This window comes from Serratia sp. NPDC078593, assembly GCF_050268245.1.
Taxonomy (GTDB): Bacteria; Pseudomonadota; Gammaproteobacteria; order Enterobacterales; family Enterobacteriaceae; genus JBNNGK01.
Genome location: NZ_JBNNGK010000015.1, coordinates 1 through 12,993, shown reverse-complemented (window position 1 = coordinate 12,993; position 12,993 = coordinate 1). Strand labels below are relative to the sequence as shown.

Sequence of the window (12,993 nt, the reverse complement as noted above, 5' to 3'; positions counted from 1 at the left end):
TGTACCTGACGTGCTACGTCGGAAAGTTCCGGTTTACACCACGTAGACTCTATGCTGCAATCGCGCATCAACGATCAGCCTGATACGAACCCGATTATGATGCAAGCGCAGCAGTTCTCGCACGTAGTGCTTGACTGGTACCAACGCTACGGCCGTAAAACCCTGCCGTGGCAGCTTGATAAAACACCTTATCAAGTATGGCTCTCTGAGGTCATGTTGCAACAGACTCAGGTTGCCACCGTTATTCCTTATTTTCAGCGATTCATGGCACGTTTTCCCAACGTACGCCAACTGGCCGCCGCGCCGCTGGACGAAGTGCTGCATCTGTGGACCGGGCTTGGCTATTACGCACGAGCCAGAAATCTGCATAAAGCGGCACAGACTATTGTCGCACAGCACGGCGGCGAGTTCCCGACAACCTTCGAAGAAATTGCCGCGCTGCCGGGCATTGGCCGTTCGACTGCCGGTGCTATTCTGTCATTGTCGCTGGGGCAGCACTACCCCATCCTTGATGGTAACGTCAAACGCGTGCTGGCACGCTGCTATGCGGTTGAAGGGTGGCCGGGCAAGAAAGAGGTTGAAAAACGCCTGTGGCAACTGAGCAGCGACGTCACGCCAGCCAACGGCGTTGGTCAATTCAATCAGGCAATGATGGATCTGGGCGCCATGGTGTGCACCCGTTCCAAACCCAAATGCGAGCTGTGCCCACTCAACGCGGGCTGTATTGCCTACGCTAACCACAGTTGGGCGAACTATCCTGGCAAAAAGCCCAAACAAACGCTGCCGGAAAAAACCGCCTACTTCTTATTGCTGCAACACCATGAACGCGTGTGGCTGGAGCAACGCCCGGCAGTAGGCCTGTGGGGCGGTCTGTTTTGTTTCCCGCAGTTCAGCGAACGGCAGGATTTAACTCTGTGGCTGCAACAGCGCGGTCTAAAAGGCGGTGAGTTACAACAGTTAACCGCATTTCGCCATACATTCAGTCACTTCCATTTGGATATTGTGCCAATGTGGTTGCCGCTCAATCAGGCGGGTAGCGGCATGGATGAAGGCTGTGGTCTCTGGTATAACTTAGCCCAGCCGCCGTCGGTCGGGCTGGCCGCGCCGGTTGAGCGCCTGCTACAACAACTGGCCAAACAAAGCCCAAGCCAACCATCTTTATATCCGGTTGATTTTTGAAGCCAAAAACCATCGGATTAGCGCCATTAACGAGGAATTAGCATGAGCAGAACCCTTTTTTGTACCTACCTGCAACGCGAAGCAGAAGGCCAGGATTTTCAACTGTATCCCGGTGAGATCGGTAAACGTATTTACAACGAAATCTCGAAAGAGGCCTGGGCTGAATGGATGAAGAAACAAACCATGCTGATCAACGAGAAAAAACTCAATATGATGAATCCAGACGATCGCAAGTTGCTGGAAGCAGAAATGGTGCGTTTTCTGTTTGAAGGGCATGACGTCCATATTGAAGGCTATACACCGCCGAGCGAATAATCTGTTTCGGGGCCGGGCGCTGGCCCCTGCATCACCAAAAAAATATTACGGCTTAAGATGAAGAAAATTTTAGCGTTGCTAGTGATAGCACCTTTGCTGATTTCCTGTTCCAGTAAAAAAAACGATGAGTTCAACGAGGCCTGGGTGAAAGACACCAACGGCTTTGACATTCTGATGGGCCAGTTCGCCCACAACATCGAAAATATCTGGGGTCTGAGCGAGGTACTGATCGCTGGGCCGAAAGATTACGTCAAATATACCGATCGGTATCTGACACGCAGCCACATCAACTTTGATGCGGGCACCATCACCTTTGAAACGATTTCGCCAACCGATCCCGCCGCCAGCCTGCGCAAAGCGATCGTGACGACGTTATTGATGGGCGACGATCCCGGCTCTGTCGATCTCTATTCCGATGCCAACGACATCCAGATCAGTAAAGAGCCGTTCTTGTACGGCCAGGTGCTGGACAACAACGGCGAGCCGATCCGCTGGGAATGGCGGGCATCACACTTTGCCGACTATCTAGTGCAGAACAAGTTACAAAAACGGACTTCTGGCCTGCACGTTATTTACTCAGTGACGGTTCAACTGGTCCCCAATCACTTAGATAAGCGTGCACACAAATATCTACCCATGATTCGTCAAGCGGCAGTGAAATACGGGGTGGAAGAATCGCTGATTCTGGCGATCATGCAAACTGAATCGAGCTTCAACCCGTATGCGGTCAGCCGCTCCGATGCGCTTGGTCTGATGCAGGTCATGCAACACACGGCGGGTAAAGATGTGTTCAAACTGCGTGGCAAAGGGGGCACACCAAGCCGCAGCTATCTGTTTGATCCCGCCAACAATATCGACACCGGCACCGCCTATCTGGCGATATTGCAGAACAACTACCTCGGCGGTATTCAAAACCCGACCTCGCGGCGCTATGCCGTGATTACCGCCTACAACGGCGGTGCGGGCAGCGTATTGAGGGTGTTCTCCAAAGACAGAACTCAAGCGGTGAGCATCATCAACGGTCTACAACCGGGCGATGTATTCACCACATTGACCAGCAAACATCCGGCCAGCGAATCCCGTCGTTATCTGGTGAAGGTCAACAACGCGCAGAAGAGCTACCGTAGACACTAATACGTTCCACGCATCCACTCAGAGCCGGTTAATAGCCGCTCTGAGTGGATGAAAACACGTGTGATTAGGGAAAGCGTGCCGAAGGGGTCAACGTGGCTTGCTGCCGGAGCGCCAGCCCCGAGTCTCTCGGGTTCAAAGGCAATGTTGTCATCAATCTTGGCTCTTTTTATTGTTTGATCATGTAACCAAAAATACGCTTCCAGCCATGATCTTTCTTCTCGATATACACCCCTTGCAACTCCGGCGAGAATCCCGGTAAACGGTTGATGCCGGCTTCCAGCGCCAGAAAATAACGCTGTACCGCCCCACCCCAGACCTCCCCCGGCACCACGCACAGCACGCCCGGAGGATAAGGCAATGCCCCCTCAGCGGCAATGCGCCCTTCTGCCTGCGCGATCGGCACCAGTTCGACGTTATCGCGGATAAACTCCACGTTGGCGTCCTGCGGATTCATCATCACCGGCGGGAAATGCGCCTGGCGGAACATCTCTTTTTGCAGTTGCTTAACGTCATAACTCACGTATAAATCGTGCATTTCCTGGCACAAACGCCGCAGCGTATAACCACGATAGCGCCGTTCATTTTTGCGATAAACCGTTGGCAACACCTCACTTAACGGAGCATCTTGCTCGACAAACCGTTCGAACTGCACCAACTTATCCACCAGATGAGCCATCTTGGCGGGATTCTCTGCCGGAGTTAGCAGAAACAGGATCGAGTTCAGATCGCATTTCTCCGGTACGATACCGTTTTCACGCAGGTAGTTGGCCAGAATGGTCGCCGGTATGCCGAAATCGCTGTACTGACCCGTTGCCGCATCAATACCCGGCGTGGTCAGTAACAGTTTGCAAGGATCGACCAGATACTGATCCTGCGCGTAACCGTCAAAACCATGCCAAGTCTCACCGGGTGAGAAGGTGAAGAAACGCGCATCGCCGGCAATCTCATCGGTAGCCACGTCCTGCCACGCCTGCCCTTCTACCTGCAACGGGATAAATGGTTTTAGCTGTGAACAGCACTGCAATAGCTGCTTGCGTGTCTCAATGCCCAGCTTCACGCAATCCATCCACATACGTCGGCCTGCTTCACCGGCGTGCATTTTGGCATTGACGTCCAACGCAGCAAACAGCGGATAAAATGGGCTGGTTGACGCATGCAGCATAAAGGCATTGTTCAGATGCTTATGATTACAATGGCGCTTCTGCCCTTTGATATGGTCATCTTTTTTGTGGATTTGCGAGGTTTGCGAGAAGCCCGCTTGCTGCTTATGCACGGATTGTGTCACGAAAATGCCCGGGTCGAGTTCGTCTAACTCCAACAACAGTGGCGAGCACTCTTTCAGCATGGGGATAAAGCCTTCATAGCCCACCCAGGCAGAATCAAACAGGATGTAATCACACAGATGACCGATAGTATCAATAACCTGACGCGCGTTATAAATAGTGCCGTCATAGGTACCCAACTGGATGATCGCTAGCCTGAACGGCCGCTCTACATTAGCCTTCTCCGGCGCGACAACGCGGATTTGTTCCCGTAAATAATGCTCATCGAAACAGTGCGCATCAATGCCGCCGATGAAACCAAACGGATTACGCGCAGTTTCCAAATAAACCGGCGTTGCCCCGGCCTGAATCAGCGCACCATGATGGTTGGACTTGTGGTTATTACGATCGAACAGCACCAGATCGCCACGCGTCAATAACGCATTGGTCACCACTTTATTGGCTGCCGAAGTCCCATTTAGCACGAAATAGGTTTTATCGGCGTTAAATACCCGTGCCGCGTGTTTTTGCGCGTCTTTGGCCGAACCTTCATGGATCAGCAGATCGCCCAACTTCACATCCGCGTTACACATATCTGAACGGAACAGCGTTTCACCGTAAAACTCGAAAAATTTGCGCCCCGCCGGATGCTTACGAAAGAACTCGCCGCCCTGATGTCCCGGACAGGCAAAAGTGGCATTTTCCATTTCAACGTAAGTTTTCAGCGTTTTGAAGAACGGCGGTAACAGTGCCTGTTCATAAGCATCCGCCGCCGCTTCCAATTGCGCCATGTAAAATGCTTTGCTGGCATGGCTCAGTGCCAATACGCCAGAGATAAACGGCAGGTAATCAGGGGAAAGCTGCTCCTCCCCTTCAACAGCAACAAACGTTGGGATGTGAAAGCCCGTAGCCTGCAATTGCGCCAAAATACCGGCATCAATGTCACCGACCGACACCACCACCGCCGCCACGTCGGTAAAATCGGTCTGCTCGATGCGCACCACTTCACGCAAGGTTTCAATGCTGGCGACCAGGTTGGCGCTAGATGCTATTTTCAGTTCTTTCATAAAGCTAACTCTCAAACGGTTAAGGATGAGGGCGTGCCACAGGCACACAATGAGACAACAGCGTTATCCCGACAAATGGCGCCATTGGCGCCGCAGAAAAGCGAAACGTACCGGGTAATGCACGGCATTCAATAACTATCGGCAACTGGGATCGGCCGCGTCCGATAGACATCAGTAAAATCAGAGTAAGACTCTATTTTTAATAATGTCTAACAGCGAGCATCAGGTAGCCTTACCGCATAAGAGTATTCGGGTAACAGGCAAGCTGCGGAAGAAAACAACGGCGGCAGGGAGGTAACATCAGATGTCGTGCGCGCAATGGCGGCTGTAACACAAAACCAGTCATGCACGTAATCCTCTACGGTAATGAATATCGCCTTAGCGATAAAATTTTCGCAATGATTACATGTTTTTTCATCGGCTTCAAGCCAGCATTATGCGCATAAAATCAAGAAAAAAATAAATCAAATAACTGATATTAAATAAAAAAATAAATAACGATTAATTTATTAACCACTTGAAGTGCATATTTATATTATTGATTCAGCGCAGTTTACCCAGCTACGCTGAATCAATCTGATTTAGAACAAACTAAATTTGTAATCAACCTGCAGCTCTATCGAATGGTTTTGCGCCCGCATCGGTTTGCCTTCGGCCGTCAGCTTTGGCTGATTATTCTGACTTTGGTAATTCCAAGAAGGGCCGCCAGAAAGCTGTATGCTCAAATCCTTCACCGCTGAGGGGGTCCAACGGGAATAGACTAAGGTTTCACCACGCTGGATACTGCGGTTTTGATACTTCATACCCCAGCCGTAATTTGTGACCATGCCCAGTTCAATTTCCGGCGTTGCCGCATAGCCAAACGTCCAAGCAAGCATTTTCTCTCTATGGCCAACATAATCGTTGCCCCAACTGTCGGCCATCGAATTAAAGGTACCACGGCTGTGTTTGGCTAAGTGCCATTCGAAGCGCCCCAAACCTTGGGATAAACGTGCATGCGTATAGGAAACGCCCGCCTTGTTTTTCCATCGCCCAGCCTGCCAGTTGACCGCTAGCGCAGCATGGTATGCATTATCATCAAAGGTTCTTTTACCCGTCGACATACTCCGCCAACCCTGCAAACCGTGATTCATATAGAGTTGGCTACTCAGCCCAAAACGATACTCCGCCAAATCAGCTGGTCGCCAGTCGATTTCAAGGCCATGACGTTGGAGATAATTATGGCTTTCCCCGAAGAAGTAGCGGGCAGCATATTCACGCTGGGCGTAACTCAATTCGCCAGTGAAAATCTGGTTAATCTGTTTTTTATCCGCAGTAACAAAGTGAATTTTTTCTGGTGAATCCCTGTCACTGTAACGCGTCACGTAGGCACCGCGCAGCCGTAGCGGCCCACTCCCAGCTTCTGCGCGCCAACCAAGATAGGTGCTGGGGATCGCGCGCGTCGAATTATTCAGTGCCCCCCATTTTTTTATCTGCTGCCAGCCGGAATAGAGATGGAAATAGGTCTCTTCATCCCCCAAACGCGCCTTCATATAAAGCTGCCCCAGCTTATTGAAGCCTTTAGCATGGCCGTGATCGTTATACAATACGCTTCGCCCCCAGAAATCATCACTGGCGGCTAGTTTTATGACGCCATAATAAGAGGCATCGACACCGAGCATATTATTTAAATAACCGGATTGATAATCCAATGTCACGCCTTGGCCCCAGGCGGTTTGATTGGAGCGCTGGCCATAATCCTCAGTGCTGAGGTTTTTAAACACATTGCGTAGTGACAAGTCGGCATGACTGTCATGAATAAAATCGTTAAATAAATTATTTTTCTTGTTTACTTCTACAGCACCGATATCAAAAGAGAGTAGCAGCGCCGCACCCAAAGTTATTGATGAAACATTACGCTTGAGCCGAATTGTATTTTTCATAGAAATATTCCGTTTTCTATTTTTTATTAAAAATTGGTAAACGCTATTGACGGGTAGAAACAATAAAGATGGACTAATCATCGCTCCCGAGAAGGAGTCCGTTTTATCATCACCCAATAATGTGACACCAGCACATCAATATGCTCAGCATTCCATGTTGCTATGCCTCGTGCCACACCGGGTAGATAAGCGTAGATACTCGCCATCATTCGCGCTGCATCCAAGTGGCGAGCCCCCCAGCCACCGGATGCCACTAACGCACAAACAACGTGAAGTATAATGAATAAAGTAACCGCCACGTGCTATTGGCTTTTTATAGGCGGCCATATTCACCACGCTTATTTTATTCAATGCTCCTTTTATTTTTTCTGTAAATCAATACGATAAATAGCAAAACCAATATCATCTTTTTCAAGATACGTCATCGGGTGTTGCGCTTCAGCCATTATTTTCTTCTGCGCATCCTCGACTGGCGATGTTTCAATACGAATGTCCAGTTTTTTCGGCGATGTTATTGGCGCTATACGCCAACTGTTTTTAGCCACTGGGGAATAAGCACCATTTTCCTTGGTTTGCAAACGAATATAGTCAGCAATAATCGAACGTACTTCATCAGGTGCATTGATCGCCACATTGCTGGCGCCGGTTCCCGCAAATTTCCCGGTAAAGGCACGGTAATTATTCACCGCCACCAAGAAATCAGCCTGAGGATCGATAGGTTTACCCTGGTAGGTCAATGATTCAATACGCTGAGCCTGCGGATTAATCAGGTTGCAGTCGACGTCGTAACGCGCCGGTTGCGTAACATCGATCTGATAACTCAGATCGTCGAACATATCAAAGTTATAGGCGCGGAATTTCTCCCAGTTAAGCAAAGACTGCGGTTTTTCACTGTTGATGTTGATCTGGTTATACATACCCGCTGAACATTCTAGCCACTCTTTGAGATCGCTTCCTTTCACCTTGACGGCAGCCAGCGTATTCGCGTACTGATATAACTCGGCCGCGTTACGGAAACTCAATTCGCCTTTAGTAATATCAACAAAATCATGCGGATCGTTCTTCCTCCCCCCGACTTTAAAGGGCGCAGAGGCAGCAAGCACCGGCAATTCCGCCAGATCCGGATCCCCCTGAATCGCATTTTGGATATAGGCTTTTTGCGCATCACGTATTATCTGCATAGCCGCCGAATCCTGTACCAATGCCAGATAGGAGTTGATATCCTCAGACAGCTTCCCAATCGGCTGATTGACATAGTGGCGAGTACTGTCGTGCGCTTCTTTCAGCACGCTAACCAGTTCAGGTTTCGCAGCCACTAATGCTTTGTGCGTTTTCGCATCATAGATCGGCCGAGCGTGCGCTTTACCAGCCACAACCTGCCATTGCCCCTCTTTATCGGCCAATGTCAGATCAATCACCCCCAGATGATCGGCCCAACGCCCCGGCATCACCGCAGGGATACCATTGACGGTGCCATTCTCGATATCAACGCCATCAATCGCAGCAAAATTATGGCTCGGGAATACGCCATGGGAATGACCGAAAGCAATCGCATTAATACCTTCGACCTTGGAGAGATAATAGACCGAGTTTTCTGCCAGGGCTTTATAGGGGTCGGCAGAAAAACCGGAGTGGGCAATCGCGACCACAACGTCAGCGCCTTCCTTACGCATCTGAGGCACCAACTGCTTGGCGGTTTCGGTTATATCTTTCACAATAACCTTACCTTCAAGGTTTGCTTTATCCCACAACATGATCTGCGGTGGCACAAATCCAATATAGCCGATGCGTAAATTATGTGTTTTGCCTTCATCGTCTTTAACTTCGGTATCAACAATCAGGTACGGCTTGAAATAATGCTGCTGGGTTTTAGCATCAAAAACGTTGGCATTCACATAGGGGAATTTAGCGCCGCTGAGTGTACGCTTTAAATAATCCAACCCATAGTTAAACTCATGATTCCCAATATTACCGACAGCATAGTTCAACGTATTCATGGCCTGATAAACCGGGTGTGTTTGTCCTTGTTCCAAGTTTGCCGCAGCGTAATCCGCCATCGGGCTACCTTGGATCACATCGCCGTTATCCACTAATACCGTATTCGCCGCCTCCTTACGCGCCTGATCGATAAGCGTAGCGGCACGGACCAGACCAAATTGCGACGTTGCTTTATCTTTGTAGTAATCGTAATCCATCATGTTGCCATGCATATCCGTTGTTTCCAGTATGCGCAGGTTAATGGTGGAAGCATTGACTGAACCGGCAATCATCATCGCCAATAACGTTAGTTTGTGAGAAAAAGTCAATTTCATCATACGTTCCCTGTTTAATTGCAATAATGCATTAATTTATGCTGAGCGATAGCGGTTTACCCGCCATACTTCACGCTGCATCATCGTTGGCGATACGTGCTAACCCGAATCACTGACTGATGTCAGCTCATCGGGATGCATGAATTTACGCCGTGATGCAGCCAAGTTGGCTAAGACGGTTAAAAGAACAGACCCACCACCGTGGCATTAAGAAAACTGACCAAGGTTGAACCGTAAAGCAGCTTCAGACCGAAGCGGGCTGCGGTATTACCCTGTTTGTTATTAAGCGCTTTAATCGCGCCGACAATAATGCCGATAGAAGAAAAGTTAGCGAAGGACACCATAAATACTGAAATGATCGCCACGGTACGCGTTGAGAAATTAAAATCGCCCTGTGAGAAGTTCAACATGGCAACGAATTCGTTACTGACGATCTTGGTCGCCATCAACCCGCCCGCCTGTACCGCTTCATGCCAAGGAACACCGACCATAAATGCCAGCGGTGAGAACAGGTAACCTAAAGCCTGTTGGAAAGAGATGGTAAATAAAGCGGTGAACAATGCGTTAGCCATGGCGATGAGCGCAATAAAACCAATCAGCATCGCCCCAACAATAATCGCGACTTTGAACCCATCGAGAATATACTCACCCAGCACTTCAAAAAAGCTCTGTGACTCTTCCTCGACGACCTCCAGAAGATCCTCCTGCTCGGAAACCTGATAAGGGTTGATCAATGACGCCATGATAAAACCACCGAACAGGTTCAACACCAGTGCCGTAACCACATAGCGCGGCTCTAACATCACCATATAAGCGCCAACAATCGACATCGATACGGTAGACATGGCGGAAGTACACAAGGTGTACAAACGGTGCTCTGGCAACAACCCCAATTGCTTCTTAACGGAGATAAACACTTCCGACTGCCCCAAAATCGCAGAGGCTACCGCATTATACGACTCCAGACGCCCCATCCCGTTAATTTTACTTAGCCCCAGGCCTATATACTTAATGACGAACCCCAAGATACGCCAATGCTGCAAAATGCCGATCAGCGCCGAGATAAAAACAATCGGTAGTAATACAGAAAGGAAGAAGGACGTTTCCCCATGGTTGAGCAACCCGCCAAAAACAAACGTCACCCCTTCTGTGGCGTACGCCAGTAAGTTGCCAAACACATCGGCAATCACCGCGATCACTCGGTTGCCGACATTGGTTTTCAGCAGTAATGCCGTCAGCAAGAACTGACAGGCCAACATGACAAACAGCGGGCGATAACGAATGCGATTGCGGCCATTACTCACCAACATAGCCAAGGCGAATATGATGAGAATGCTAAATATCCCTACGATATACTTCATTTTTTCCCTTATGCATCAAAATATAATTCGTTTTCTTTGGCAGACTCGGACGAAGAAGACAGCCGACCGTTGTTATTTGATTAACATTATCAGGGGTGAAATGTTATAAAAGTGACACAATGCACAAAAAAACACCTAGGCAATCAAAAAAAACCATTTTATTACAATCAGGTAACACATTCGATTTTTAGCGATGATTGATCGCCATAGATTGATATTTTTTTTTTATGGTTTTCAGCATGAATTCGATCGTTGGAGTAAGTTGAAACACATTGTAACTCGCCTTGCGGCGCCGAATCATTATTGTGTTACTGGCTGAAAAGAAAGCAAACAATCGCCTTTGTTGTAGAAACCCATTGACGTCGTCAGAGCTTTACGGTTTAATGCGCCCCGTTGCCCGGATAGCTCAGTCGGTAGAGCAGGGGATTGAAAATCCCCGTGTCCTTGGTTCGATTCCGAGTCCGGGCACCACTATTCAAAGAACCCGCCCAAAAGGCGGGTTTTTGCTTTCTGGGGTTCCGGTAGATTTCTGGTCGTTGCAGCACGTTATTTGTTTGCTGGATTTCTCGCCACTTTCGCAGATCCTCTTTGTTGTTAAAGACATCTACACCCTCTAACAAGCCTATCTCTTACTTCCCTGCTACGGTCTGTTGCGGTTTCTCACATTTCTAGTTGTTCATAATGATGCAAAAGCGCGGGGGAAGAAGGGAATTGGCATTTCGCCTTATTCTGCTGGTCTCCAAAGGATTCAGGATAGACCATCAGCCCGACTTATACGGAAAACAACAGATGCATCGGGGCATAGCCCTTTCCGAATCTGTCATATCCAAGCGCGGTACCAGCAATCAAGAGCAGGAGATTTGGGTTAAGTCGTGATTGCTGTATGATGCCGGCGAGTATAACCATTTATATATTGAGGGTTTAATGATGGCAAGAACACTGGCCGGCCTTGGCGACAAAACCAGCCATGAAGAAATCATTTCTGCCACCGCGACCGGGTTTAAAGGAAATAAAGCGATAGCCCAAACCAGCGATAAGGCACCCTGCAGAGAATGTGATGGCTACCTTGAACTTCTAGCCTCTCTTAGGGCAGCGGCAAAGAAGGATCGACTAATGTTGCTACAGCGACAATTATTGGACAATTTACCAATCATATAAAAAATAAGAAATTATAGGAGTTAAAATTGAAAGTAATAAAAAGAATTTCATTTGGAGTTATTTTGTTGTCTTTAGTCAGTTTAGCCGGCTGCATGCTTATAACACGATCAAATTTTTACGATATTCCTTATGAGTCAACGTTGAATTCTAAAAACATAGGGTATATTGACTATCAGTCTAGTGATTTATTAAACCAGCACATACCTTTTATCAATGCAAATATCATATACACTGGCAATAAAGGGCCTTACGATAGAAAACAAGTCAGTATATCAAACCTTCAACCTAAAGATGACTCTGTCAGAATCTATGTACCTTACGTTAAAGGGGCAAAATTTGAACAAGTTGATCTTAACTTTGATTATGGCACTGTCAGATTATTTTCTACGCCTCTTGATACTGACTCAGCAAGCCATAAAAGACTGGTAAAAGGTATACCAACTGAACTCACCGATAATGGAAAAAAAATAACAATTACTTCTGAAATAACTGCCTCTGAACCATATTCAGCATCTATGTTGAGAAGGATTAAAAAATAAAATCGCGCATTATAATTATTAAGTTACGAGAGCATTTTTACTTAGAGAAGACCCCACACAAGGAGAGGGTCGTAGATTATTTTTGGCAAATGATGGCACCTTTACCCCTACCAAACTTCCCCGATTACTTGGCGTACAGCTATTTAAAATAATAAAAAGCCTGCATTAAGCAGGCTTAGTTTACAGCAAAATGATTATGAGCAATATACGCGAGCTTCACGCGGAGTGTAGATGCCAAAGGTCACAAATCCAAGCAACCCATTAACGAAGGTTTGCTGTACTTCTGTACGGACAACTTTGTCAGCCCCACCACAAACAGCGGCAGCATCAATAGTTTTCTTCTGACCAATACCAGCCACAAAGAAGTGGTGAGTAGTGATCTGTTTTGGTGTTACCGCTACATCTTTTTTTACGATAAATGTTTGCTGAGCACAGCCAGTAACAACCATTGAGAGAACTACAGTGGCAAGTAACTTCTTCATAACTATTCCTTATGTAAATTAGCAAAAAACTTTAACGATAATCCTTTTACATTAATTTACAGGTTGGAGTCAATTTTAACAAATAATCACACCGTACTCCGCATATCACTAGGTTGGTAGTTGTCTTCGCGAACCTCGTGTAAATATGCCACGGTCGCGACGTTATCTGATCCTACCCGCGTAATGTGGACACGGCCCTAAGCGAGATTCTGGTTTTCAAATTGTTCCGGACTGAGTCCGCCACAGGCACTGTGGCGACGCC

The 12,993-nt window shown here is 47.9% G+C and carries 10 protein-coding genes and 1 tRNA gene; 6 read left to right on the top strand and 5 right to left on the bottom strand.

Annotation, left to right across the window (positions count from 1 at the left end; translation table 11 throughout):
• Positions 1–51: 51 nt before the first annotated feature.
• From mutY to mltC, 3 genes are read left to right on the top strand one after another with little or no spacing between them, the layout of a single operon-like run.
• On the top strand, positions 52–1,179 hold the full coding sequence (mutY, locus tag ACQKDS_RS15625; RefSeq protein ID WP_399672508.1) for an A/G-specific adenine glycosylase: 1,128 nt from the start codon (positions 52–54) through the stop codon (positions 1,177–1,179).
• 42 nt (positions 1,180–1,221) lie between these two features.
• Positions 1,222–1,494 (top strand): oxidative damage protection protein, encoded by a 273-nt coding sequence (locus tag ACQKDS_RS15620; protein WP_399672510.1) that lies wholly within the window; start codon positions 1,222–1,224, stop codon positions 1,492–1,494.
• A 57-nt stretch (positions 1,495–1,551) separates the two neighbouring features.
• On the top strand, positions 1,552–2,628 hold the full coding sequence (gene mltC / locus ACQKDS_RS15615; RefSeq protein ID WP_399672512.1) for a membrane-bound lytic murein transglycosylase MltC: 1,077 nt from the start codon (positions 1,552–1,554) through the stop codon (positions 2,626–2,628).
• Positions 2,629–2,794: 166 nt separating this feature from the next.
• On the opposite strand, the gene speF is transcribed toward mltC, so the two are convergent.
• The 4 genes from speF to ACQKDS_RS15595 form a co-directional block, all read right to left on the bottom strand.
• Positions 2,795–4,957, bottom strand: coding sequence for an ornithine decarboxylase SpeF (speF, locus tag ACQKDS_RS15610; RefSeq protein WP_399672514.1), 2,163 nt, complete (start codon positions 4,955–4,957; stop codon positions 2,795–2,797).
• 581 nt (positions 4,958–5,538) lie between these two features.
• Positions 5,539–6,879, bottom strand: coding sequence for an OprD family outer membrane porin (locus ACQKDS_RS15605; protein ID WP_399672516.1), 1,341 nt, complete (start codon positions 6,877–6,879; stop codon positions 5,539–5,541).
• 359 nt (positions 6,880–7,238) lie between these two features.
• Complete coding sequence (locus ACQKDS_RS15600) at positions 7,239–9,194, bottom strand: bifunctional 2',3'-cyclic-nucleotide 2'-phosphodiesterase/3'-nucleotidase (protein ID WP_399672518.1); 1,956 nt, start codon at positions 9,192–9,194, stop codon at positions 7,239–7,241.
• Positions 9,195–9,370: 176 nt separating this feature from the next.
• On the bottom strand, positions 9,371–10,552 hold the full coding sequence (locus ACQKDS_RS15595; protein WP_399672520.1) for a NupC/NupG family nucleoside CNT transporter: 1,182 nt from the start codon (positions 10,550–10,552) through the stop codon (positions 9,371–9,373).
• Between the two features lie 395 nt (positions 10,553–10,947).
• On the opposite strand from ACQKDS_RS15595, the gene ACQKDS_RS15590 reads away from it, so the two are divergent.
• From ACQKDS_RS15590 to ACQKDS_RS15580, 3 genes are all read left to right on the top strand, one after another.
• Positions 10,948–11,023 (top strand) — tRNA-Phe (locus ACQKDS_RS15590).
• Between the two features lie 453 nt (positions 11,024–11,476).
• The gene (locus tag ACQKDS_RS15585) at positions 11,477–11,710 is read left to right on the top strand and encodes a hypothetical protein (protein WP_399672522.1); all 234 of its coding nucleotides are present in this window, start codon (positions 11,477–11,479) and stop codon (positions 11,708–11,710) included.
• A gap of 26 nt (positions 11,711–11,736) precedes the next feature.
• Positions 11,737–12,249 (top strand): hypothetical protein, encoded by a 513-nt coding sequence (locus tag ACQKDS_RS15580; RefSeq protein ID WP_399672524.1) that lies wholly within the window; start codon positions 11,737–11,739, stop codon positions 12,247–12,249.
• A gap of 194 nt (positions 12,250–12,443) precedes the next feature.
• On the opposite strand, the gene ACQKDS_RS15575 is transcribed toward ACQKDS_RS15580, so the two are convergent.
• The gene (locus ACQKDS_RS15575; protein WP_399672526.1) at positions 12,444–12,731 is read right to left on the bottom strand and encodes a Bor family protein; all 288 of its coding nucleotides are present in this window, start codon (positions 12,729–12,731) and stop codon (positions 12,444–12,446) included.
• Positions 12,732–12,993: the final 262 nt, after the last annotated feature.

Bases quoted from the DNA above. Each gene is read 5' to 3' on its own strand.
- mltC (WP_399672512.1), top strand. From the start codon at position 1,552: ATGAAGAAAATTTTAGCGTTGCTAGTGATAGCACCTTTGCTGATTTCC.
- ACQKDS_RS15595 (WP_399672520.1), bottom strand. From the start codon at position 10,552: ATGAAGTATATCGTAGGGATATTTAGCATTCTCATCATATTCGCCTTG.
- ACQKDS_RS15575 (WP_399672526.1), bottom strand. From the start codon at position 12,731: ATGAAGAAGTTACTTGCCACTGTAGTTCTCTCAATGGTTGTTACTGGC.
- ACQKDS_RS15585 (WP_399672522.1), top strand. From the start codon at position 11,477: ATGATGGCAAGAACACTGGCCGGCCTTGGCGACAAAACCAGCCATGAA.
- speF (WP_399672514.1), bottom strand. From the start codon at position 4,957: ATGAAAGAACTGAAAATAGCATCTAGCGCCAACCTGGTCGCCAGCATT.
- ACQKDS_RS15605 (WP_399672516.1), bottom strand. From the start codon at position 6,879: ATGAAAAATACAATTCGGCTCAAGCGTAATGTTTCATCAATAACTTTG.
- ACQKDS_RS15620 (WP_399672510.1), top strand. From the start codon at position 1,222: ATGAGCAGAACCCTTTTTTGTACCTACCTGCAACGCGAAGCAGAAGGC.
- mutY (WP_399672508.1), top strand. From the start codon at position 52: ATGCTGCAATCGCGCATCAACGATCAGCCTGATACGAACCCGATTATG.
- ACQKDS_RS15600 (WP_399672518.1), bottom strand. From the start codon at position 9,194: ATGATGAAATTGACTTTTTCTCACAAACTAACGTTATTGGCGATGATG.